This window comes from Aestuariivivens marinum (genome assembly GCF_022662175.1).
Classification (GTDB): domain Bacteria; phylum Bacteroidota; class Bacteroidia; order Flavobacteriales; family Flavobacteriaceae; genus Aestuariivivens; species Aestuariivivens marinum.
This window is the reverse complement of sequence record NZ_JAKMCR010000002.1, coordinates 200,720-224,431: the sequence shown is the minus strand read 5'-3', so window position 1 is coordinate 224,431 and position 23,712 is coordinate 200,720. Positions and strand designations below refer to the sequence as shown.

Genomic DNA, 23,712 nt, shown 5'->3' with positions numbered 1-23,712 from the left:
TTTAACGATTTTTAACGTCAATTTTAACGACTATTTAACACATAAAAAAACAGTTTAATATTCCTATATTTGTACACAAATTATGCAGCAAACGTTTTATAAATATCAAGGAACTGGAAACGATTTTGTGATGATTGATAATCGTCAGCAAAGTTTCAACAAAAAAAATACCAAACAGGTTAAAGCGCTCTGTGACCGACGTTTTGGCATAGGTGCTGACGGTCTTATTCTACTAGAAAAACATGACACATTGGATTTTAAAATGGTCTACTACAATTCAGATGGTAACGAAAGCTCCATGTGTGGTAATGGCGGTCGTTGTCTGGTAGCGTTTGCTAAGTACTTAAGTGTAATACAGCATAAAGCTGTTTTTGAAGCTATTGATGGGTTGCATCACGCTGAGATTGATGATAAGAATAATGTAAAGCTTCAAATGTTGGATGTTGATACAATTGAGAAACATTCAAATCATGTTTTTTTAAACACGGGTTCCCCGCATCATGTACAATTTGAAGATGCTATTGACGACTTTGATATAAAATCAAAAGGAGCTGGGATACGTTATGGGGCACCTTATTACCAAAAAGGAAGTAATATTAATTTTGTTAAGAAATTATCAGATAAAACGTTTAGGGTTAGGACTTATGAACGTGGCGTAGAAGATGAAACATTGTCATGTGGTACCGGAGTTACGGCAGTAGCTATTGCTATGCATGCAATTGGACAAACCAAAAATACCCACATTGATTTAGAGGTTCAAGGAGGTAAATTACAAGTGTGTTTTGATATTGAGAATGGGATCTATAAAAATGTTTGGCTAATTGGTCCTGCATCATTTGTTTTTAAAGGTATAATATGACAACGCTAAAGGGTAAAAATATTTATTTACGCGCTTTGGAGCCTGAAGATTTAGTGTTCCTTTATGACATTGAAAATGATGAAGCTATTTGGGAAGTCAGTAACACCCAAACACCTTATTCAAAGCATATTTTAAGGCAATATCTACAAAATGCCCATCAAGATATATTTGAAGCTAAACAATTACGGTTGGTTATTTCAAATTTTAAGCATGAAGCCCTAGGTTTAATTGATATTTTCGATTTCGATTTTAAACATGCCCGGGCGGGAGTTGGTATTTTGATAAAAGAACGGGAAAACAGAGGTAAAGGTTATAGTAAAGAAGCCTTAAAACTTTTAATGAATTATACTTTTTCGCATTTGCAATTGCACCAGCTGTATTGTAATGTTTCAGAAGACAATGAAGCAAGTATCAAGTTGTTTTCTGGATTAGGCTTTAAAAAGATTGGCTTAAAAAAGGATTGGAACTTGATTAATGGTTCATATAAAAGTGAATATTTATTTCAATTCATAAATAGATAAATGTATATAAAAAAGATACTTTGGGCCATCGCCATCATAGGACTAGTAATTGCAGCTTTTTTTGCGAATTTTGTGTATAGAGCCATGTTACGTCCAAATACGGTTTTTAATAATGAGGTGGCTTACCTTTATATTCCAACTAATGCTACTTATACAGATGTTCGAAATCAATTGCAGCCCTTGTTGGATGACATTGCTTCTTTTGATGATTTAGCAAAGCAAAAAAAATATGTTGGTAACATTAAGGCAGGTAGATATGCCATTAAAAAAGGGATGAGTAATAACGATATTATTAATTCCATACGGATAAATAATTTACCAGTAAAACTATCATTTAACAATCAAAGTTCATTGCAAAAATTGGCAGGTAGGGTTTCAAATGAAATTGAAGCCGACAGTATTTCTCTGCTTAATGCAATGAAGGATGTCAATTTTTTATCTGAAAACAATTTTACAGAAGCTACAGCGTTGGGCATGTACTTGCCAAATAGTTATGAGTTTTTTTGGAATACTTCAGCAGAAGCCTTTAGGGACAGAATGTTAAAAGAATACAAACGGTTTTGGAATGATGACCGATTAAAAAAAGCTCAAACTTTAGGGTTGACTCCTAGTGAGGTAATCGCTCTTGCATCAATAGTCTATGAAGAATCTAAGCAAACTAGTGAGCAACCGCGTATTGCAGGTGTTTATTTAAATAGAATGAGAATTGGTATGCCTTTGCAGGCCGATCCTACCATTAAATTTGCCGCATATCAATTGCCCAAATATAAAAACACAATTATTAAACGTGTATTAAATGTTCATAAGGAAATAGATTCACCTTATAACACCTATAGAAACTTAGGCTTGCCTCCGGGGCTCATCGCCATGCCAGATATTTCGGCCATCGATGCGGTATTGAATTATGAAAAACACAATTACCTTTATTTTGTGGCTGATGTAAAACGTATAGGATATCATAAATTTTCCAAGACTTTAGCCCAGCACAATAAAAATGCTGCGGGATACCATAGATTTCAAGATGCTAAGGGCAATTATAGGTAATTATGGTCAAACCATTAAAATGTGTCCTTTTTTTAATTCCACTACTATCCTTATCGCAATCTAGGTTAGAAACTTTTTTAACACCATCGGATACGTTAAACATAACCCGTAGAAATACCGTAATTATTTCAGAAGCTTCTTTTGTAACGATTTCATTAATAGGGTTAAACCAATTATGGTATTCCGATTTTGAGCGTTCTAAGTTTCATGTCATAAACGATAATAATCAATGGCTTCAAATGGATAAGCTAGGACATGTATTTGCATCATACCAAATGGGAAGGGTTGGAGCAGAGCTACTAAATTGGAGTGGGGTTAGCAAAAAAGGACAACTTATTTATGGAGCCACATTAGGCCTAGGTTTTCTAACAGCTGTCGAAATTTTGGATGGTTATTCAGCAGAGTGGGGTTATTCTTGGGGCGATATAGCTGCTAATGCTTTAGGTACTGGGTTGTATGTTGGTCAAGAATTACTATGGAACGAGCAGCGTATTCATTTAAAATTTTCGTTTCACAAAACTAAATATGCAGGTTTAAATCCAGATAAACTGGGTGAAGGTTTTTTAGAGGAAATTTTAAAGGATTACAACGGCCAAACCTATTGGTTAAGTTTTAATTTACACGCTTTTTTCAAGGAATTTAATATACCAAAATGGTTGAATTTTGCAGTGGGCTACAGTGCTGATGGTATGTTGCAGGGGGTTGAGGATATTGACAATAATTTGTTGACAAATAACAATAGAAGACGGCAATTCTATTTGAGTTTTGATGTAAATTTGAATGAATTGAAAACTAATTCACGTTTTTTGAAATCTATTTTTAGTGTTTTTAACGTAATTAAGGTGCCATTTCCAACCTTAGAATTGAGTAAAAATGGCAGTGTATTTCATCTATTGCACTACTAAAAAATGCACATAAACGAGGAATTTTGAAAAAAACAAAAAAATATCTAATTTTGCACGCTCAAATTTTCAAGTGAAATACTATTGTATTACACTGAAGAAATTTAGAAATTATGATAAAGAATATTGCAAGTTATTCAGCCCTGACGCTTACAATTTCTGTTCTATTGTACGCATCGTTTTCAACTAATGAAACGATAGATTTGAGTGAATATTCAACCGAAGGCCTTGAACTAAACTACAGTGTAGGTCTTGATGAAGATATTGCGGGCAATATCGATGTATCGAAAGAAAGTGCCCAAACATTTTCTCCCTATTTAGGAAAATCTTTTGTAGGTTTCAAAGAGGCATTGGCTTTTAAGGAATCTAGAGGTGATTATACCTGTGTTAACAGGTTTGGTTATCTAGGCAAATACCAATTTGGTAAGGGAACATTAAAATTAATTGGAATACATAATCCAACTAAATTTTTAAAAGACCCAAAGTTACAGGAACGTGCTTTTATAGCTAATGCACAACGTAATAAGTGGATTTTAAGAAAGGATATTAAAAATTTTGTAGGAAAACGTATTAATGGTGTCCTTGTAACTGAGTCTGGAATATTGGCAGCAGCACATTTGGCTGGCCCAGGTAATGTGAAAAAATATCTAAGAAGCTATGGGCTCAATAATTTTGCCGATGGTAACGGTACCACTGTATCATATTATCTAAAGAAGTTTTCGGGTTACGATACATCATTTTTAAAACCTAATAGAAAAGCTAAGGCAATTTAATTTCTAGCTTTTATGAATTATAAATATGGTAGGTCTTTTATGGAGGTCTACCATATTTTTTTTCCAATTTTCCGCACTTTTTGTTTTAATGAATTCGGTAGTTAAACTAATATCACAAGCTACACAAATTTGGGTATGTGTCGATAATATGTTGGACAAATCTTCTAATAGTTTATTGTTTCTATAAGGGGTTTCAATAAAAATTTGAGATTGATTATTTTCAAAAGATAGTTTTTCAAGTCGTTTTATTTCTTTTTTCCGTTCTTCCTTATCAATTGGAAGATAGCCGTTGAATGCAAAATTTTGACCATTGAGTCCAGATCCCATCATCGCCATTAAAATAGACGAGGGGCCAACCAAAGGCACTACTTTAACACCTTTCTCATGAGCCAGTTTAACAATATCTGCGCCTGGGTCGGCTACACCGGGACAACCAGCTTCTGATAGCAACCCAACATTAATGCCTCTTAAACAGGGTTCTAAGAATCCAGGCAACTCTATAGGATTGGTAAACTTGTTTAAATGAAACATTTGTATAGCGGACTGGGATTTCCCCGAACTTATTTTTTTGATAAACCGTCGTGCTGTTTTTTCATTTTCAACAATAAACACATCGGTTTGCTCAATAATCTTTTTAACGGAAATAGGTAATACTTCTAAAGGAGCATTATCACCCAAAGTAGTTGGTATTAAGTATAAAACGCCTAGCTCTGTATTCATTACGTATTTAAAATGAAAAGGAAAGTGTAAAAATATTAATTTTAGGTTAATTGTTCAGCAATAATAGAACAAGCCTCATCTAACATTTTGTATACGTTTTCAAATCCACTATTCCCTCCATAATATGGGTCTGGAACACTGTAATTTTGGTTAGGGTATACTTCGTTTAGAATAAACTTCACTTTTTCTTTATCCTGATCGTCTCTAGCAAGTGACATAACATTAATATAATTGGATTCGTCCATGACAAAAATATGGTCAAAATTATCAAAATCTTTGGTGCTAAATTGACGACCTTTCAAGTTGGAAATATCCAAGCCATATTTTTTTGCTACCGCTATAGAGCGTCTATCTGGTTTGTCTCCTACATGATAATTTGCAGTGCCAGCCGAATCTACCATAAAATCACTTAACGGAAGTTTTGAGCGCAAAATACCTTCTGCCAATGGAGAACGACAAATGTTACCCAAGCAAACCATTAAAATTTTAGTCATTGTAATTGTTTTAAACAGAAAGTTTTTTGGTAATATCTTCTACGTACTTTCTAAATTGTTTATCGGTTGAAGATAAATTGTCGACCGTTTTACAGGCATGCAACACGGTAGCGTGATCGCGCTTCCCTATTTGGGAACCAATACTTGCCAGAGAAGCTTTGGTGAATTTTTTAGCAAAGAACATGGCTAACTGCCTAGCCTGCACAATATGTCGTTTTCTTGTTTTAGACTGCAGTGTGTCGATATCCATTTGGAAATAGTCTGATACAACTTTTTGTATGTAATCTATTGATACCTCACGTTTGGTATTCTTTACAAACTTCTCAACAATTTGATTTGCAAGTTCTAGAGTTATTTCTTTTTTATTGAACGACGATTGTGCAATAAGAGAAATAATGGCGCCTTCTAGTTCACGAACATTTGTTTTTATGTTTTTGGCAACATAGTCAATAATGTCATCAGGCATCTCAACACCGTCACGATAAAGCTTGTTTTTTAAAATCGATACCCTAGTTTCAAAATCGGGATGTTGTAACTCGGCAGATAAACCCCATTTAAAGCGTGACAACAAGCGTTGTTCAATATCTTGCATATCAACAGGAGCTTTATCACTAGTTAAAACAACTTGCTTTCCATTTTGATGCAAATGGTTAAATATATGGAAGAACACATCCTGAGTACCAGATTTCCCAGAAAAAAACTGAACATCATCGATAATTAAAACGTCTATAAGTTGATAGAAATGTATAAAGTCGTTTCTGTTATTCTTTTTTACCGATTCAATATACTGTTGTGTGAATTTTTCGGCAGAAATATATAAAACAGTCTTTTCAGGGTACTTGTCTTTTATGTCTACACCAATGGCATGGGCCAAATGGGTTTTTCCTAAACCAACTCCTCCAAAAATTAGAAGGGGGTTAAAGGATGTGCCTCCTGGTTTTGCTGCAACAGCCAATCCGGCACTTCTTGCAAGTCGATTTGAATCACCTTCCAAAAAATTTTCAAAACTGTAATTGGGATTAAGTTGTGATTCAATTTTTACGTTTCTAATACCAGGGATTACAAACGGATTTCTTAATTCTGGGTTTTTATTGTTAAGGGGAATATCAATTTCTTGTGATTTTAAAGCAGTTCTATTGGAACTCGGAATTTTTTCGGTAAATGGTTGCTTGTTACCATAGGTATTTTCCATTTTTATAATGTACACCAACTTGGCATTGTTCCCTAATTCTTTGGTGAGCGATACTTTAAGGATTTTTACATAATGTTCTTCAAGCCATTCGTAAAAGAATTTACTGGGCACCTGAATGCTTAAAGCGCTATCGGTAAGCTTAACTGCAACAATGGGCTCAAACCATGTTTTATAGGCTTGCGGCTGGATATTATCTTTTATAAACTCTAGACAATTATTCCATACCGATTGCGCAGTTTTACTCATTTTTTAGTTTATTTGGTTTTTAGTTAGTTAGAAATTTGTATGAAAAATGATTTTTCATATCTCCCCCATTAAAGCAAAGCAAATATGTGAACAAAATTCTAAAAAAAAAAATCATTTGCTATTGAATTTTTAGAATTTTTTGTGCATGTTTAAGGACTAGCCGAAGCTACAAAAAATTATTTAATTATCTCTATGAAAATCGATGAAATACAAATAAGAGTGAGATATGGCGAAACTGACCAAATGGGGGTAGTTTATCATGGTAATTATGCGCTATATCTCGAAATGGGGCGAATTGAATGGCTGCGTAAATTAGGAATTTCATATAAAAAAATGGAAGAAAGTGGTGTTATGCTTCCTGTTATATCGTTGAGTTTAAATTATAAAAAATCAGCTAGTTACGACGATGTAATTAATGTAAAAACTCAACTAAAAAAAAGACCCACTGCCAAGATCGAATTTGACTATATAATTACGAACGAAATAGGAGAGATCTTAACGAAAGCATCGACCACTTTGGTGTTTATTGATATGAAAACTAACAAACCAGTAAGGGCCCCTCAATATATTTTAGATGCTATTGAGGCTTAGATTGGCTTTATTTCAACACCAAATAAAGTATCAAATAAATTGAATACCGTTTTTGCACTCTTTTTTCTTACAGATATGATGATTTTACAATCCAATTCCAGTTTTTGGTTTATAATGTCAATCTGGTTTTCCTTAACAATCCTCATAACCTTGTTCATGTCTTCATATTTAAAGTTTATGAGGTAGTTTATATTAATGGTTTTGGTGATGATATTGCATTGCTGCAACGTTAATGAAGCTGTAGTTTTATAAGCATTTATTAATCCGCTAACACCAAGTTTAACACCACCAAAATACCGTACAACTACAATTAGAATATTCGTTACCTCAAAAGATTGTATCTGTCCGTAAATTGGCATTCCTGCAGAATTGTTGGGTTCACCATCGTCATTAGCTCTGTAGATAATTGATTCTGTACCTAATTGATACGCATAACACCAATGTCTTGCGTTATGGTGTTCTTTTTTTAGTTGTTCTAAATAGTGTTTTGCCTCTTCTTCATTTTTGACAGGAAAGGCATAACCGTAAAATTTACTGTTCTTATCTTTAAAAAGAACATTTTCGGAGGCGGTATTAATGGTTTTATATTTATCGTCTTCAATCAAGAGTTAAATAGATTGCTTTTGGTTTTAAATAAATCGACAACATCTTCAGTTTTAGGATTGATATGCCATGTTTGAAATTCCATTTGATCAGCGGTTTCTATATTAGCTTGGTTATCATCAATAAATAGGCATTCGCTTGGATTTAACTTGTTTTCTGTTAATACAAATTCAAAAATATCACGATTTGGTTTCCTAAGTTTAATCTCATGCGATAAATAAAAGGCGTCAAAACAAGCTTTAAAAACATTGTAAAATGGAACGTTCTCTATTATCCAATTAATGTGTAGTTCGTTGGTGTTACTCAATAGAATGAGCTTGTATTTGGATGTCGATTTTAAAGTTTTTATAAACTCCAATCGGTGTTTTGGAAAATCCTTTAGTAGGCAATTCCATACTTCGATTAAGGTTTCTTTTGATTGGTCAGGAATATGTACTTTGTAAAATTCCAGAAATTCTCGGGTAGTAATTAAGCCTTGTTCGTATAAACTATTAATGGCTATTATTTCTTCAGAAAAGATATCTATACCTAATATTTGGCAAGTTCTACTTAAAGCGCCTTTAATATCTAGGTTGATGAATACATTTCCAAAATCGAATATAAGGGTCTTAATCATTACTGTACATTTTTAGGATGTCGGTAGCGATGTTTTTTTCAGAAATCAATTGCCCTGAAAAGTGAGGTGCTTTAACACCTTCTTTAAATGAGGCAGCTCCTGAGAAAACCCTTGCTTCATCCCAAAGATTGGTGTCTATAAATAGTTGTAGGGTTTTTGCACCCCCTTCTATGATTACTGAATTTATTTGTTGTTCAAATAAAATAGTACAAATTTCATGAGCTAGATTAGCTTCATAAAAAACCACCTCCTCATAAATATTGCTTTTAGAGAAAGAAGTAGCTTTGTCAGTTATTACTATTGTTTTAGCTTCATCATTAAAAACTGCATGTGCTTCTGAAAGCTTTAAATTGCTGTCTAGGACTATTCTAATTGGGTTTTTACCAGTCCAGTCCCTAACCGTTAATCTGGGATTGTCCTTTAAAACTGTGTTAGTTCCAACCAAAATTGCTTGTTCTTCGGTACGCCATTTATGTACTAATTGTCTGGAGTAATTATTAGTTATCCAAACGGGTTTGTTTTCGCTTTTAGTAAGTGGCGCAATAAACCCATCTATGGTTTCGGCCCATTTTAAAATAATATAGGGGCGTTTTTTTTTGTGAAAAGTAAAAAAGCGTTTATGATGATTTTTACAGTCTTGTTCCAGAACCCCAACGGTTACTTCGCAGCCCGCTCCAGTGAGTTTTTTAATGCCTTTTCCAGCAACCTTTTCATTGTCATCTATACAACCAATAACCACATGCGGAATGTCGTGTGCTATAATCAAATCACTACAAGGGGGTGTTTTGCCATAATGTGAACATGGTTCAAGTGTTACATATAGGGTCGATTGTTTTAAAAGTTCCTTGTTTGTAACAGAACGTATGGCATTTACTTCGGCATGGTTGCTTCCGTAGGCACTTGTGTAACCTTCGCCAATAATGGTATTGTTATAAACAATAACACAGCCAACCATAGGGTTGGGCCTTGTAGTACCTAGGCCATTTTTAGCAATTTCAATACAGCGTTTTATGTATTTTTCATGTATATTCATCCCAATAAATATCGAAACAAAATTAAGGCTTTAAAATGAGTAATAGCACTATCGTAATTCGGAAAATTGAACCAACTGATAATAAGTCTATTGAAGCCGTGATTAGGACCTGTTTCCATGAATTTAAGATTCCTTTGGAGGGTACGGCCTATAGTGATTCTGAAACTCCAAGAATGTATGAGTCCTATCAGAATGATAATGAGGTGTATTATGTTATTGAGTATAATGGTGAAGTTTTAGGTGGTGGGGGTATTAAACCTTTAAAGGATTTTGATGGTACTGTTTGTGAAATCCAAAAAATGTATTTTTCATCAGCTGTAAGGGGCAAAGGTTACGGAAGGCAACTTTTTGAAAAGTGTATGCAATCGGCAAAATCTTTAGGGTATAAGCAATGTTATTTGGAGTCAGCATCGCAACTTAAGGCGGCTATACATATTTATGAAAGTTACGGATTTAGGTATTTGGATAAAGCATTGGGAAATACAGGACATTATTCCTGTGGGGTTTGGATGATTAAGAATTTATGAGGTTAAAAGCAATTCAAGACATATTTCATAAGGAGCTTGATGCTACCTATACTATAGAAGAAGTTGATAGCTTTTTTTATATGCTAATTGCCAATCATTGTGGTGTGACACGTTTGGATTTAGCCATGCAGCCCGATTATCAAATGGATGATGATACAAAGCTTTTTAATGCATTAGCTTTATTAAAACAACAAAAACCTATACAATATTTATTGGGGAAAACTGAGTTTTATGGACTTTCGTTTAAGGTAAACGAGTATACACTAATACCTAGACCAGAAACCGAAGAATTGGTGCAATGGGTCTTTGATGAATTAACAATTAAAGATGAAAAGTTAATTATCACAGATAAAGGATTAAGGATATTAGATATAGGCACTGGTAGCGGTTGTATAGCAATTTCCTTGGCAAAGCACTTACCTAAGGCAAAAATCTATGCTGTTGATATATCAGAAGAAGCATTGCTGGTTGCCAAAGCAAACGCTGAAATTAATCATGTAGACGTTACTTTTTTAAATGTCGATATTTTAAACGCAAATTCTTGGGAAATAGTATTTAAGGATTTTGAATTCGATGTTATTGTTTCCAATCCACCTTATGTTCGTGAGCAAGAAAAATACATGATGAAACCAAATGTTTTGGATAATGAACCGCATTTGGCACTTTTTGTTAAAGACGACAATCCGTTGTTGTTTTACGAAGCTATTTCGCGATTTGCCGTTGATAAGTTGTCAAGAAGAGGTTTGTTGTTTTTTGAAATCAATGAGTATCTTGGTAACGCAATGGTGGATTTGTTGCATCGACAACATTTTTCAAATATAGAATTAAAACAGGATATCTTTAATAAAGATAGAATGGTAAAGGCAATTATTTAATGAACAACATAAAACAACACATAGAAAAACTCCGAGAAGAACTACGTCAACATAACTATAACTATTATGTTCTTGACCATGCAACCATATCAGATTACGAATTTGATATTAAGCTAAAAGAACTGCAAGAGCTTGAGGCTAAACACCCAGAATTTTTCGATGCCAATTCCCCCTCACAACGTGTAGGCGGTGAGGTTACCAAAAACTTTGAAACCATAGTACACGAACATCGTATGTATTCTTTGGATAATTCGTATTCCAAGGAGGATTTACTGGATTGGGAAAAGCGCATAAAAAAAATAGTGGATGATGATATTCAATATACTTGTGAGCTTAAGTATGATGGAGCTTCAATAAGCTTAACCTATGAGAATGGAATTTTGGTTAGGGCAGTTACACGAGGAGATGGTTTTCAAGGGGATAATGTAACAGCTAATGTAAAGACCATTAAATCGGTGCCGTTACTGTTAAAAGGTGATTTTCCGCCTAAGTTTGATATTCGTGGAGAAATCGTTTTGCCTTTTGAAGGCTTTAATAGAATGAATGAAGAACGTATTGAAATAGGTGAAGAACCCTATAGAAATCCACGTAATACAGCATCAGGCAGTTTAAAGCTTCAGGATAGTGCTGAGGTGGCTAAACGTCCATTAGAGTGCCTGCTTTATAGCTTAACTGGAAATAATTTAGATATAGAAACCCAGTTTGAAAGTTTAGAAAAGGCAAGGCAGTGGGGTTTCAAGGTTCCCAAAGCTGCAAAATTGACACATTCAATCGACGAGGTTATTGACTTTGTGGATTACTGGAACGAGAAACGACATACATTGCCTTATGAAACAGATGGTGTGGTTATAAAAGTGAATGATCTGCAACAACAGGAAGAATTGGGTTATACGGCTAAAGCCCCACGCTGGGCTATGGCCTATAAGTTTAAGGCAGAACAGGTTTCAACACGACTTAACAGTATAACTTATCAGGTAGGGCGCACGGGAGCCATAACACCTGTTGCTAATTTAGAACCTGTGGAATTGGCAGGAACCACCGTAAAACGGGCTTCGCTGCACAACGCCGACCAAATAGAAAAGTTGGATATAAGGGTAGGCGATGAAGTGTATGTGGAAAAGGGTGGAGAGATTATTCCCAAGATTCTTGGGGTGGATTTGACTAAGCGTCCAATAGATTCTGAGTCTACTAAATATATCACCAATTGTCCAGAATGCTTTACGGAACTTGTAAGAGAAGAAGGTGAGGCACAACATTATTGCCCTAATTATAATGGCTGTAAACCACAAATTATTGGGCGTATCCAACATTTTATTTCACGAAAGGCAATGGATATAGAAGGATTGGGCGGTGAAACTGTCGCATTGTTGGTCAATGAAGGGTTAATTGCCAATTATTCCGATTTATACGAATTAACCAAAGAACAGGTAATTCCGTTAGAGCGCATGGCAGAAAAAAGTGCCGATAATTTAATTAATGGTATTGAAGCCTCCAAAGCCATTCCGTTTGAGCGTGTTTTATATGCTTTGGGGGTTCGTTATGTAGGTGAAACAGTCGCTAAGAAACTGGCTAAGCACTATAAAAGTATTGATGCATTAGCCAAAGCTTCTGAAGATGACTTGCTTAATGTGGATGAAATTGGAAAAAAAATAGCAAAAAGTGTGTCGACTTTCTTTTCTTCATTGGAAAACATCATTATGATTAACCGATTAAAACAATTCGGAGTCCAGTTGGAATTATCTGCCGAAGCCCTTTTTGGTCAAACAGATAAACTTAAAGGAGATGTTATTGTGGTGACTGGAGTTTTTGAAACTATTTCCCGAAACGAATTAAAAAGACTTATAGAAGACAATGGTGGAAAAGTAAGTGGTTCCATTTCGTCGAAGACCAGTTATATAGTTGCTGGCAATAATATGGGGCCAAGTAAAAAGATTAAAGCTGAATCTTTAGGTATAATCATAATTAATGAATATGAATTCTTACAAAAAATAAAATAATTTAAAAAAAAATCGATAAAATGTATTTATTATTCGTTTAATAGCATTTTTTTTATTATGTTTGTCACATAACTTTAAACCTACGTTATGTACAAGCCCAAATTTTTTTTGGAGAGTATTGTGCCAATAGTTTATATTGTTTTTGTTGTGTTCTTAATAACGGGGAGAGATTCATTAGCTTACAGCGTAAGTTCATTATTAAGTCCGGCAATAGCTCTACTATATTTTACTCTTGTTAAGAAAAAGACCATCTCTGTTTCTTTGTTCTTAATATTTTTTTCCGTGTCTGATTTAATGGTGTTATTCGACGATCACATTCCGTATAAGATAAATTATTTTGTAGGTAATTCGCTTTATGTGCTTGCTTATACTTCATTATTATTTAAGTTCCTTACAAAGTCATATGTTGAATATAGTTTAAAGAACTTTAAAATACACATAATAATTTTAACAGTTCTAAATGTCTATATAGTATATGTTTTGCAAGATAGTATAGCGCGTGATAGGGTTCCAACCCCTAGTGAATACATTATGGAATTAACATATAATATTGTTATGTTGATTTTATTATCATTGTCCCTGCTAAATTATTTTTATAGAGATGATAAAAAATCCTTGTTGTTATTTATAGGTTCTTTATGCATAGTTTTTGGTGAAGTTTTGGGAATTGCATATTTGTATATGGCAAATATGGCAAATGAAGGGGTATTCAATTTTCTTTCCACTACATTGTACCTTATAGCATTTTGTTTTTTCTATTGGCAATCTAAACTTACATTTGATATGTCCAATACATTTGTTATTGAAGAAGTATAATTGGTTTTAAAAAGGTATTGCCTTTCTATGTATATAAAGTATAATGCAAGACACAGTAAATGTTATCAAAGCTGTATAAAAAAGCATACCTCCATCATCATTTACTATAACACCCAGAACAGTTAAATGGGATATAATAGCTCCAATTATTACTCCAATACTCAGTAATGTACCAGCCCAAATAGTTTTAGGAATCAACAAAAGTAAACCGGCAATGAGCTCTAATATGCCTATACCTATTCTGCCATAGGGTTCTAAACCTAAGGTTTTAAATATGAATACACTATCAGGGTGTGCGGTAAACTTAAAGCGAAGGGTTTGGATTAAAACAATTGCAACAAAAATTCTTAGAAATAATGAAACATGTTTTTTCATGATTTTGATATAATAGTATGTTCCTTAGACGATTTGTATACCATTTCATTTCAACTTTTAAAGAAATTTAAACAATTATAGATGTGCCGCTTGCCGATTTATTTTTATTGGTGTCAAAATAAAAGTCAATTCTACCAAGGTTTATGCCATAACACCCTACTTGATTTACGAGCATGTTTTTGCCATTTTTATTTTTAACAACTGTTGGTTTTGGTAAAAAAGTATGGGTGTGCCCTCCAATTATTAAATCGATGCTGCTTGTAGCATTGGCCAAACTTAAATCATCCATTTTTTTAGGATTATTTCTATAGCTATAACCTAGATGAGATAGACATATGATTAAATCGCAGTTTTCTTCTTTTTTTAAAATATGTGTTATGTCTTGGGTTATTTCAATGGGGTCTAAGTATTTTGTTTCCTTAAACATAGCTGGATCTACTAATCCTTTCAATTCGATGCCTAAACCAAAAACACCTATTTTAATACCTTCTTTAACAAAAACCTTATAGGGTTTTACATGGGTATTCATTACTGTATTCGAAAAATCATAATTAGCACAAATAAACTCAAAATTGGCATGGGGGAGTTGGGCAAAAAGACCATCAATGCCATTATCAAAATCATGATTGCCAATAGTGGCTGCATCATATTTAAGTTTACTCATCAATTTAAATTCCAATTCCCCTCCATAATAATTAAAATAAGGTGTACCTTGAAAAATATCGCCCGCATCTAACAAAAGAGTATTCGGATTTTCGTTCCTTATGGCATCAATTAATCCAGCTCTTCTGGCAACACCGCCCATATTGGAGTTTCTGCCTTCACCTGGACCAAAGGGATCAATATGGCTGTGGACATCATTAGTGTGAAGGATGGTAATCATTTTTGTTTTTATAGTAGAGAAAGACTCTAGTCCAATGCCTCCTAACCCTAAAAAACTAGCTCCTGCTGTTGCTTGTTGTATAAAATCCCTTCGATTCATCTTCAGTTTTTTATTTGAACGAACCTGTCATCAATTACAGGATTAATAGTGTCTACTTTTTTTAGATAATCAATCAATGCATTTCTAATCTTATAGTTTAGATTGTATAAACCGTCATTTGGTCTAAAAAACTTCATATTATCTCCATTATTGTATAAATAATCACTAGTAGCCACATAATAAGTTTTGTTGCTCCTAATTGTTTCGCCATTTAACATTGCTGTAAAGGGATTGAAGTCTTGGTCTAAACTTAATTTGAGCTTGGAAATAGGATGGGCTCTTTTGGCTTGGCTTAAGTAGTTTATCATACTATCAATTTGTTTCCCTTTTAAAGCAACTACAACAATTTTATTTTCAAATGGCATTAATTCAAACATGTTACGTATTTTAATGTTGCCCTTTGGAATTGTGGAGCGAATACCACCATGGTTTAGCAAGACCATGTCTATGTCTTTGCCTGTTCTGTTATTAAAAATGGGATTAGCTTGTTCGTAAACCACATCAGCCATAAAATTTCCTATAGCCGTATTAAGTTTGCCATCAGATTTAGAATAGAAATTCATAGCATAGGCAATAGTACTGTCTAAATCTTTTTCAATATGGTTTTTATAAGGCTCAATAAATAATTCAACCTCACTATTGGGGTTAATGGAATCGGTAATCTTTATAAGGGAGCCTTTAATTTTTGTAAGCCTATAAGGTTCTTCTTTGCAACTAACAATAATTAAAAAATTTAACAAAAAAACGAAATATGTGAACCTCATATCTATTGCAAGTTTTTGGTTTTACTTTTGCTACCTTTGCGGAAATGATAAATTTAAATGATTTTAAAGGGTTTTAAAGAAAAATCTAATAAAAAGTATTTAAACAAAATGTTATCTGAGCGTAAAGTTTATGTAGATGATAGCAAAGTTGAAAGTTTGGGCGTTATTTTAAATAGTGATGAAATAGATGATTTTGAGTTGTTCAGAGAATTGGCGGCCTATTTGCATATTCGTCCTAATAAGCTCAAGGTCATTGCTTTTTCACCAACAAAAAATGAAAAACCTAATTTTTGGGAATTGTGTTTTAGTGCAAAGGACATAGGCTGGAATGGCACCATAAAAAATACTGAATTACAGGCATTTTTGGACAAATCGTTTGATGTTTTGATTAGCTATTATGTCAGTGATGAATTAGAACTTAAGTTAATTACAGGTTTGTCGAATGCAAAATTTAAGATTGGAATTTTACAAACAGATACTAGGCTTAACGATTTAATAATTAAAACCCATCTAGATGAATTCAAAGTATTTAAAAAAGAAGTTTTTAAGTACTTAACTATATTAAATAAAATTAAAAATGAACAATAAGTTTTTAGGAACTGGAGTGGCATTGGTAACCCCGTTTAAATCTGATTTAAGTGTCGATCATGAGGCTTTGGCCAATATCGTTAATTTTAATATTGAAAATGGTACAGAGTATCTAGTGATTTGTGGTACCACAGGAGAAAGTGTAACCTTAAACAAGCGGGAAAAGCAGGAGGTGGTTACAACTGTTACTAATGCTAATAAAGGAAGGGTTCCTATGGTTTTGGGTATTGGAGGGAATAATACTGCAGCCGTTGTAGAGGAAATAAAAAGCACCGATTTAAGTAATATGGATGCTATTTTATCTGTAGCCCCTTATTACAGTAAACCTACCCAAGAGGGGCTTTATCAACATTTTAAAGCGATTTCTGAAGCAAGTCCGATAGATTTGATATTGTATAATGTTCCTGGCAGAACCTCAAAGAATATGGAGCCAGAAACAACCTTACGTCTGGCAAAAAATTTTAAAAATATTATAGGTGTAAAGGAAGCAGGCAACAACGTATCCCAATATTTACAATTATTAAAAGATAAACCAGAAGATTTCTTGGTTATATCAGGAGATGACGATTTAGCCTTAGGTGTAGTTTTGGCTGGAGGAGCAGGGGTTATTTCAGTAATTGGCCAAGCATTTCCAAAAGACTTTTCAAACATGATTCGATTAGGATTGCAGGGCAAAACTAAGGAGTCCTATAGTATACATTTTAAACTTATGGATGTTATTGGTTATATTTTTGAAGAAAATAATCCAGCAGGCATTAAATGTGTATTTGATGCCTTAGGATTATGTAAAGATACCGTTAGGTTACCTTTAGTACCAGCATCTCATCAATTAAAGGAGAAGATAGGACGTTTTGTTAATGATTACAATTAAAGGTCATTTTTTTGCAGAAAGTAAAGAAACACCCAAGCTCGTTATTTACAAGGCAATAAAAGAACATAGTACTTCGTAGTGTTAAATATTATTTAAACCTTATTGTTACTGTTGTTCAACAGTTACTTTAGCGTTTAAAATATTTTTTTAAAATCCATATTAATAGCTTAATTTTGCATCCTGTTTTAAACTATGAAGAAAATTTTATACATATTATTGGCATTCACGACATTAAATTCATGTAGTGAATATCAAAAAGTTTTAAAAGCCGAAGAGATAGCCCCAAAATTTAAAATGGGAGAAGAATTGTATAATGCAGGTAAATACGAAAAGGCCAATCGTCTTTTTGCACAAATTGTACCTAATTATAGAGGGAAGCCACAAGCAGAAAAGTTAATGTATTTGTATTCCAACTCATTCTATAAGATGAGGGATTATTATGTTGCAGGGTATCAGTTTGAACGATTTGCTTCAAGTTATCCCGAAAGTGAAAAGTTAGAAGAAGCCTCTTTTTTAAGTGCAAAAAGTTATTATATGCTCTCACCGGTTTATTCAAAAGATCAAACTGATACTGTTGAGGCTATAGAAAAACTTCAAAATTTTATCAATTTATTTCCTGAATCCGAATATTTAGATGAAGCTAATAAGCTCGTAAAAGAATTGGAATTTAAATTAGAGCAAAAAGCGTTTAGTATTGCTATGAAATATGCAGAAATAGCTCCAGGATATACATTTGATTTTGACGCTGCAATTAAATCATTTGATAATTTTCTTTATGAATTCCCAGGATCTGTATTGCGTGAAGAAGCCATGTATTTTAGGTTAGAAGCTGTATACCAACAGGCTATGAACAGTTATGAAACAAGAAGAACGGTTCAAGGTAATGTGGAACATATCAAAAAGTTGCGTTTAGAAAAAGGAAAAGAATACTCTAGTGTATTTAAAAATTCGTTTCCTAACTCAAAATACATTGAAGAGGTAAACAGAATGGCAATCGATATTGATAATGAATTAAAACCGTATCAAACAGAAAGTTAATTTTTAAGAATATATACTAAATAAGTAAATAAGCCATAGGCAAAAAATATATAAAGCGATTAAAAAATGGATTTAAAGAAAACCAAAGCTCCTGTTAATACAATGACTTACGATAGAAATCAAATCGATGAGCAGACAGGTAATATTTATGAGGCTATTTCTATTATTTCTAGAAGAGCGGAGCAAATAAACACAGAAATTAAGAAAGAACTTATAGACAAATTGGAAGAATTTGCTACTTATAATGACAGTCTCGAAGAGATTTTTGAAAACAAAGAACAAATTGAAGTGTCTAAGTTTTACGAAAAGCTTCCAAAGCCTCATGCTTTAGCTATCCAAGAATGGTTAAAGGAAAAAGTTTATTTTAGAAATACTGAGGAAGACGCCCAGTAAAAACCATAACATGTCAATATTAAGCGGCAAAAACATACTGTTAGGAATAACTGCTGGTATTGCCGCTTATAAAACGGCTTCTTTAGTCCGTTTGTTTATAAAATCGGGAGCACAAGTAAAAGTGGTAATGACACCTGCTTCAAAAGATTTTATAACTCCTCTTACCTTATCTACGCTTTCAAAAAATCCTGTTTTTTCATCGTTTACTAATGAAGAAGATGATAGCGCTGTATGGAACAACCATGTGGAATTAGGGCTTTGGGCAGACCTTTTTATTATAGCTCCAGCTACAGCCAACACCTTGTCTAAAATGGCAAACGGCGTTTGTGACAACCTGTTATTGGCAACCTATTTATCGGCTAAATGCCCCGTGTATTTCGCACCTGCAATGGATTTAGACATGTATAAACATGAAAGTACCTTACGCTCGTTTAAAATCCTAAAAAGCTTTGGCAATGTCATGATTCCAGCTACTAGTGGAGAATTGGCCAGTGGTTTAGTGGGAGAGGGACGTATGGCTGAACCAGAAGATATTGTTACTTTTCTTGAAAACGATATTTTAAATCAATTGCCTTTAAGGGATAAAAAAGTACTTGTTACAGCAGGTCCTACTTACGAAGCTATAGACCCTGTGCGTTTTATAGCTAATCATTCCAGTGGTAAGATGGGGTTTGAAATCGCCAAAACAGCTGCAAATTTGGGAGCACAAGTTATTTTGATAACTGGGCCAACCCATGAGGAAATATCTCATAGCTTTATTCAAGTTTTTAATGTTGTAAGTGCCAATGAGATGTACAATGCAGTGCATGCGTACTACAATGAAACCGATATCGCTATTCTGTCTGCAGCAGTGGCCGATTTTAAACCAAAAGCTGTAGCCAGTCAAAAAATTAAGAAGAATGATTCGGAGATGGTTATTGAGCTCGAAAAGACTAATGATATATTGGAATCTTTGGGAACAGCTAAAACACATCAGTTTTTAGTAGGCTTTGCTTTAGAAACCAATAATGAATTAGAAAACGCAAAAGACAAACTAAAACGAAAGAATTTAAATTTAATTGTTTTAAATTCGTTAAATGATAAGGGGGCAGGCTTTAAAAACAATACAAATAAAGTTACCTTTATAGATAATAAAGACAACGTAACGGAGTTTCAATTAAAGGATAAAGCCGAAGTTGCCCAAGATTTATTTAATGAGATTTTAAAACATATCCATGCGTAACATTTTATTTTGTCTTTTATTTGTTTTTAGTTTTAATGGATTTTCCCAGGAATTGAATTGCAGCGTGGTTGTTAATGCCCAACAAACAGGGAATGCAAATCAATCTATTTTTAAAACATTACAAAATCAACTCACAGAGTTTGTCAATAATACCAAATGGACCAATAAGGCTTTTTCGCCTCAAGAACGTATTGACTGCAGTATGGTTATTACCATTACGGAATATAGTGGTGAAGCCTTTCAAGGCTCTATTCAAATACAATCCTCACGACCAGTATTTGGATCTTCTTTTACAACACCAATATATAATTTTAACGATAGGGATTTTGCATTTCGTTATTTAGAATTTCAGAATTTAGTGTTTAACCCTACTCAGTTTGAATCCAATCTCATTTCTGTTTTGACCTTTCATATTTATATGATTTTGGGATTGGATGCCGATACATTTGTAAAGCAAGGGGGTAATCCCTATTTTAGTCAGGCACAAACCATTGTTAACTATTCACAACAGGAAAACTTTAAGGGATGGAAACTGGAAGATGGTTTGCAAAGTAGATTTGCTTTAATAGACAATCTAATGTCTCCAACGTTTTCTGCTTACAGGGAAGTGATGTATCGTTATCATCGGTTAGGATTAGATGTTATGAGTGAAAATGTTAAAAAGGGTAAAGAAGAAATAGCATCTACCTTAAGGTTATTTGAGGCTATGAACAGTAGTAGGCCCAATTCTTTTTTGCAGCGAACATTTTTTGATGCCAAAGCAGATGAAATTGAACAAATATTTACCGATGGCCCCAATGTTAACATAGCTAGTGTTAAGGAAACACTTCAAAAAGTGGCACCTATGCACTCCAGTAAATGGTCAAATATTAAGTTTTAGTTCAATTTACTGTTTTAAGATTTCATTTAGTATATTTAGTTCCTAACCAAATACAATTTTATCACATTGTTAGTTTCACTCGCTATTAAAAATTATGCTTTAATCAATAACCTGAAAGTCGATTTTAACAATGGATTATCCATCATTACAGGCGAAACAGGAGCGGGTAAATCCATTTTATTGGGAGGATTATCCCTAATATTGGGTAAACGTGCAGATTTGAGTAGTTTAAAAGATGATACTAAAAAATGTGTGATTGAAGCTGTTTTTAGTATTACCAACTACAATTTAAAATCTTTTTTTGAAAAAGAAGATTTGGATTACGATGAGCAAACCATTATACGAAGGGAGATATTGCCTTCAGGTAAATCGCGTGCCTTTGTAAATGATTCACCGGTTAACCTAAATAGTTTGCAGGTATTAGGCAAAAGATTAATTGATATTCATTCTCAACATCAAACACTTCAAATTGTAGATGATGCATTTCAATTTCAAGTTATAGATGCTCTGGCAGGAACGGTTTCTGATTTAGGAAAGTATAAAGGGGAGTTATGGTCTTATAAATCACTTCAAAAAGAATTAGAGGGGCTATTAAACCTAAAATCTGAAGCTATTAAAGAACACGATTATAACACCTTTTTATTGAATGAATTGGTTGAAGCCCAATTGGTTGATGGCGAACTGGAAATATTAGAAGAGGAGTACGAAACCTTAAACAATGTAGAGGACATTAAAGAAAAACTTTCAGAATCTTACCAACTACTTGGAGATGAACAAATAGGCATTATAAAAACACTTACCCAATTAAAAAATAATTTTAGCAAACTCTCGGGGTTATCTTCTAGATATAATGATTTATTAGGACGAATTCATAGCTGTTTAATCGACTTAGATGATGTTTATAGTGAAATTGATTTACTTCAAGAGGCGCTTGACGTTAATCCTGTGCGTTTGGAACAAGTTAATACCAAACTACAGACCTTACACAATTTAATGTTGAAGCATGCTGCAAGTGATATAACTCAACTAATTACCATTCGTGATAATTTAGCTGATAAGGTTTCGATTACAGAAAATTTAGATGATACCATTGCACAAAAACAGAAAGAAATAGCGATTAAACTCGAGTTGCTCAATAGAATTTCAGATACAATACATAAAAAACGTACGAAAGCTGTCCCAGAATTAAAGCAACAGTTGGAGACGATTTTAAAAACACTAGGTATGCCCAATGCTCAGTTCAACATTGAAGTTAGCTATACCAGCACTTTATTTTCCAATGGGAAAGATGAGTTGTCCTTTTTATTTTCGGCTAATAAGGGAGGGAGTTTCTTGGAATTGAAAAAAGCAGCTTCCGGAGGTGAATTATCTAGGATTATGTTGGCTATAAAATTAGTTTTATCAAACTATATCCAATTGCCAACCATTATGTTTGATGAGATAGACACAGGAGTTTCAGGGGAAATATCGAACAAAATGGCTGAAATTATGTTGCAAATGAGCAAAACTATGCAAGTGTTTGCAATAACTCATTTGCCACAAATAGCAGCCAAGGGCCATTCGCATTTTAAGGTCTATAAAGAAGATGTTAATAACGTTACCCAAACCAGTTTGGTGAAGCTAAACCACGACGAACGCATTGTGGAAATAGCACAAATGTTGGGAGGCTTAGATATATCCTCATCCGCTATTGCTCATGCCAAGGAGTTGTTAAATTAAACCTTTAACATTTGTTAAAGTTTAGTATTTTTGCCAATATTTAGATCAAACCAAAAAACATAAACATATAAACTATTAAAATATGTACAATTTATTAAAAGGAAAAAAGGGAATTATCTTCGGGGCGTTAGATTCTAATTCTATTGCATGGAAAACGGCAGAACGTGTCCATGAAGAAGGAGGTCAATTTGTATTGACAAACGCGCCAGTAGCCATGCGTATGGGGCAGATAAATGAACTGGCTGAAAAAACAGGTTCCCAGATTATTCCTGCCGATGCCACATCTATAGATGATTTACAAAACCTAATAGACCAATCCATGGAAATTTTAGGAGGAAAGTTAGACTTTGTGTTGCACTCTATAGGTATGTCAATTAATGTTAGAAAAGGAAGGCATTACACAGATCAAAATTACGATTGGACTCAAAAAGGAACCGATGTTTCTGCGATGTCTTTCCATAAATTAATGCAGACGCTTTATAAATCGGATGCCATGAACGAGTGGGGTAGCATTGTGGCACTTACTTATATGGCGGCGCAACGTGTATTTCCAGACTATAACGATATGGCAGATAATAAAGCCTATTTAGAAAGTATTGCCCGTAGTTTTGGGTATTTCTTTGGGCGTGATAAAAAAGTACGTGTAAACACCATTTCACAATCACCAACGCCAACTACTGCCGGTAGTGGAGTAAAAGGTTTTGATGGCTTTATTGCTTATGCCGAAAAAATGTCGCCTCTAGGTAATGCTACGGCATTAGATTGTGCCAACTATACGGTAACCCTGTTTAGTGATTTAACCAAGCGCATAACACTTCAAAATTTATATAACGATGGAGGCTTCAGTAATATGGGTGTAAGTGATGCAGTAATGAGTACCTTCACGGGAGAAGAATAGTTAAAAAAATAAGAAGGATAAAGTAAAACGTAACTATCGTTTTGTGCGATAAATGTTTAAATTTTAAGGCCACCAATGGGGTGGCTTTTTTATGTGTAATGGTAGTTGTTTCTGGTAAAACCTAAATTTTATATACAAAAACATTACAGAATTTAGTTTCAACTTTGTAATCA

27 protein-coding genes are annotated in these 23,712 nt (G+C 33.8%); 18 read left to right on the top strand and 9 right to left on the bottom strand.

The window, feature by feature from the left end:
* Positions 1 to 82 precede the first annotated feature (82 nt).
* The 5 genes from dapF (at position 83) to MR053_RS08255 (ending at position 4,099) form a co-directional block, all read left to right on the top strand.
* Complete coding sequence (gene dapF, locus MR053_RS08275; protein ID WP_242131988.1) at positions 83 to 859, top strand: diaminopimelate epimerase; 777 nt, start codon at positions 83 to 85, stop codon at positions 857 to 859.
* Positions 856 to 1,380, top strand: coding sequence for a GNAT family N-acetyltransferase (locus MR053_RS08270; RefSeq protein WP_242131987.1), 525 nt, complete (start codon positions 856 to 858; stop codon positions 1,378 to 1,380). Before dapF ends, MR053_RS08270 begins: the two co-directional genes overlap by 4 nt.
* Positions 1,381 to 2,424 (top strand): endolytic transglycosylase MltG, encoded by a 1,044-nt coding sequence (mltG, locus tag MR053_RS08265; protein WP_242131986.1) that lies wholly within the window; start codon positions 1,381 to 1,383, stop codon positions 2,422 to 2,424. It abuts the gene before it with no gap.
* Positions 2,425 to 2,426: 2 nt separating this feature from the next.
* On the top strand, positions 2,427 to 3,329 hold the full coding sequence (locus MR053_RS08260; RefSeq protein WP_242131985.1) for a DUF2279 domain-containing protein: 903 nt from the start codon (positions 2,427 to 2,429) through the stop codon (positions 3,327 to 3,329).
* A 110-nt stretch (positions 3,330 to 3,439) separates the two neighbouring features.
* Complete coding sequence (locus MR053_RS08255; RefSeq protein ID WP_242131984.1) at positions 3,440 to 4,099, top strand: peptidoglycan-binding protein LysM; 660 nt, start codon at positions 3,440 to 3,442, stop codon at positions 4,097 to 4,099.
* 3 nt (positions 4,100 to 4,102) lie between these two features.
* On the opposite strand, the gene MR053_RS08250 is transcribed toward MR053_RS08255, so the two are convergent.
* The 3 genes from MR053_RS08250 to dnaA are packed head-to-tail and all read right to left on the bottom strand — an operon-like array spanning position 4,103 to position 6,751.
* A complete protein-coding gene (locus MR053_RS08250) occupies positions 4,103 to 4,819 on the bottom strand; it encodes an SAM-dependent methyltransferase (RefSeq protein ID WP_242131983.1) in 717 nt (238 codons plus the stop codon).
* A gap of 41 nt (positions 4,820 to 4,860) precedes the next feature.
* Positions 4,861 to 5,313 carry a low molecular weight protein-tyrosine-phosphatase gene (locus MR053_RS08245; RefSeq protein WP_223551787.1) on the bottom strand — a complete coding sequence of 151 codons (453 nt, stop codon included), beginning with the start codon at positions 5,311 to 5,313 and terminating at the stop codon, positions 4,861 to 4,863.
* Between the two features lie 10 nt (positions 5,314 to 5,323).
* Positions 5,324 to 6,751 carry a chromosomal replication initiator protein DnaA gene (dnaA, locus tag MR053_RS08240; protein WP_242131982.1) on the bottom strand — a complete coding sequence of 476 codons (1,428 nt, stop codon included), beginning with the start codon at positions 6,749 to 6,751 and terminating at the stop codon, positions 5,324 to 5,326.
* 192 nt (positions 6,752 to 6,943) lie between these two features.
* On the opposite strand from dnaA, the gene MR053_RS08235 reads away from it, so the two are divergent.
* Positions 6,944 to 7,342: an acyl-CoA thioesterase gene (locus tag MR053_RS08235; protein WP_223551789.1), complete on the top strand. Its 399-nt coding sequence runs from the start codon at positions 6,944 to 6,946 to the stop codon at positions 7,340 to 7,342.
* Here MR053_RS08235 and MR053_RS08230 read toward each other — a convergent pair.
* From MR053_RS08230 to ribD, 3 genes are read right to left on the bottom strand one after another with little or no spacing between them, the layout of a single operon-like run.
* Complete coding sequence (locus tag MR053_RS08230) at positions 7,339 to 7,947, bottom strand: IMPACT family protein (protein WP_242131981.1); 609 nt, start codon at positions 7,945 to 7,947, stop codon at positions 7,339 to 7,341. The genes MR053_RS08235 and MR053_RS08230 overlap by 4 nt on opposite strands.
* Positions 7,944 to 8,561 (bottom strand): HAD family hydrolase, encoded by a 618-nt coding sequence (locus MR053_RS08225; protein WP_242131980.1) that lies wholly within the window; start codon positions 8,559 to 8,561, stop codon positions 7,944 to 7,946. Before MR053_RS08225 ends, MR053_RS08230 begins: the two co-directional genes overlap by 4 nt.
* Entirely contained in the window at positions 8,554 to 9,594 is a 1,041-nt protein-coding gene (gene ribD, locus MR053_RS08220; RefSeq protein ID WP_242131979.1) for a bifunctional diaminohydroxyphosphoribosylaminopyrimidine deaminase/5-amino-6-(5-phosphoribosylamino)uracil reductase RibD, read from the bottom strand. Before ribD ends, MR053_RS08225 begins: the two co-directional genes overlap by 8 nt.
* A gap of 35 nt (positions 9,595 to 9,629) precedes the next feature.
* On the opposite strand from ribD, the gene MR053_RS08215 reads away from it, so the two are divergent.
* The 4 genes from MR053_RS08215 to MR053_RS08200 all read left to right on the top strand — a co-directional run bounded on the left by MR053_RS08215 (position 9,630) and on the right by MR053_RS08200 (position 13,809).
* A complete protein-coding gene (locus MR053_RS08215) occupies positions 9,630 to 10,121 on the top strand; it encodes a GNAT family N-acetyltransferase (RefSeq protein WP_242131978.1) in 492 nt (163 codons plus the stop codon).
* Entirely contained in the window at positions 10,118 to 10,996 is an 879-nt protein-coding gene (prmC, locus tag MR053_RS08210; protein ID WP_242131977.1) for a peptide chain release factor N(5)-glutamine methyltransferase, read from the top strand. Before MR053_RS08215 ends, prmC begins: the two co-directional genes overlap by 4 nt.
* Positions 10,996 to 12,993 carry an NAD-dependent DNA ligase LigA gene (ligA, locus tag MR053_RS08205; RefSeq protein ID WP_242131976.1) on the top strand — a complete coding sequence of 666 codons (1,998 nt, stop codon included), beginning with the start codon at positions 10,996 to 10,998 and terminating at the stop codon, positions 12,991 to 12,993. The genes prmC and ligA overlap by 1 nt, the downstream gene beginning before the upstream one ends.
* Before the next feature lie 87 nt (positions 12,994 to 13,080).
* Complete coding sequence (locus MR053_RS08200; RefSeq protein ID WP_242131975.1) at positions 13,081 to 13,809, top strand: hypothetical protein; 729 nt, start codon at positions 13,081 to 13,083, stop codon at positions 13,807 to 13,809.
* A gap of 6 nt (positions 13,810 to 13,815) precedes the next feature.
* On the opposite strand, the gene MR053_RS08195 is transcribed toward MR053_RS08200, so the two are convergent.
* The 3 genes from MR053_RS08195 to MR053_RS08185 all read right to left on the bottom strand — a co-directional run bounded on the left by MR053_RS08195 (position 13,816) and on the right by MR053_RS08185 (position 15,930).
* Positions 13,816 to 14,184, bottom strand: a complete 369-nt coding sequence (locus MR053_RS08195; RefSeq protein ID WP_242131974.1) for a DoxX family protein — start codon at positions 14,182 to 14,184, stop codon at positions 13,816 to 13,818.
* 67 nt (positions 14,185 to 14,251) lie between these two features.
* Entirely contained in the window at positions 14,252 to 15,166 is a 915-nt protein-coding gene (locus tag MR053_RS08190) for a bifunctional metallophosphatase/5'-nucleotidase (RefSeq protein ID WP_242131973.1), read from the bottom strand.
* A 2-nt stretch (positions 15,167 to 15,168) separates the two neighbouring features.
* Complete coding sequence (locus MR053_RS08185) at positions 15,169 to 15,930, bottom strand: 5'-nucleotidase C-terminal domain-containing protein (RefSeq protein ID WP_242131972.1); 762 nt, start codon at positions 15,928 to 15,930, stop codon at positions 15,169 to 15,171.
* A 57-nt stretch (positions 15,931 to 15,987) separates the two neighbouring features.
* Here MR053_RS08185 and MR053_RS08180 point away from each other — a divergent pair, with 57 nt between their 5' ends.
* From MR053_RS08180 to MR053_RS08145, 8 genes are all read left to right on the top strand, one after another.
* Positions 15,988 to 16,518: a DUF6913 domain-containing protein gene (locus MR053_RS08180; protein ID WP_242131971.1), complete on the top strand. Its 531-nt coding sequence runs from the start codon at positions 15,988 to 15,990 to the stop codon at positions 16,516 to 16,518.
* Complete coding sequence (dapA, locus tag MR053_RS08175) at positions 16,508 to 17,389, top strand: 4-hydroxy-tetrahydrodipicolinate synthase (protein WP_242131970.1); 882 nt, start codon at positions 16,508 to 16,510, stop codon at positions 17,387 to 17,389. The genes MR053_RS08180 and dapA overlap by 11 nt, the downstream gene beginning before the upstream one ends.
* Positions 17,390 to 17,581: 192 nt before the next feature.
* On the top strand, positions 17,582 to 18,427 hold the full coding sequence (locus MR053_RS08170; protein WP_242131969.1) for an outer membrane protein assembly factor BamD: 846 nt from the start codon (positions 17,582 to 17,584) through the stop codon (positions 18,425 to 18,427).
* Between the two features lie 66 nt (positions 18,428 to 18,493).
* A complete protein-coding gene (locus MR053_RS08165; RefSeq protein WP_242131968.1) occupies positions 18,494 to 18,820 on the top strand; it encodes a DNA-directed RNA polymerase subunit omega in 327 nt (108 codons plus the stop codon).
* 10 nt (positions 18,821 to 18,830) lie between these two features.
* Positions 18,831 to 20,042 carry a bifunctional phosphopantothenoylcysteine decarboxylase/phosphopantothenate--cysteine ligase CoaBC gene (gene coaBC / locus MR053_RS08160; RefSeq protein ID WP_242131967.1) on the top strand — a complete coding sequence of 404 codons (1,212 nt, stop codon included), beginning with the start codon at positions 18,831 to 18,833 and terminating at the stop codon, positions 20,040 to 20,042.
* Positions 20,035 to 20,922: a type IX secretion system protein PorD gene (porD, locus tag MR053_RS08155; protein WP_242131966.1), complete on the top strand. Its 888-nt coding sequence runs from the start codon at positions 20,035 to 20,037 to the stop codon at positions 20,920 to 20,922. The genes coaBC and porD overlap by 8 nt, the downstream gene beginning before the upstream one ends.
* A 66-nt stretch (positions 20,923 to 20,988) precedes the next feature.
* On the top strand, positions 20,989 to 22,641 hold the full coding sequence (recN, locus tag MR053_RS08150) for a DNA repair protein RecN (protein ID WP_242131965.1): 1,653 nt from the start codon (positions 20,989 to 20,991) through the stop codon (positions 22,639 to 22,641).
* Between the two features lie 82 nt (positions 22,642 to 22,723).
* Positions 22,724 to 23,539 (top strand): enoyl-ACP reductase FabI, encoded by an 816-nt coding sequence (locus MR053_RS08145; protein WP_223551807.1) that lies wholly within the window; start codon positions 22,724 to 22,726, stop codon positions 23,537 to 23,539.
* The last annotated feature ends 173 nt before the right edge of the window (positions 23,540 to 23,712 follow it).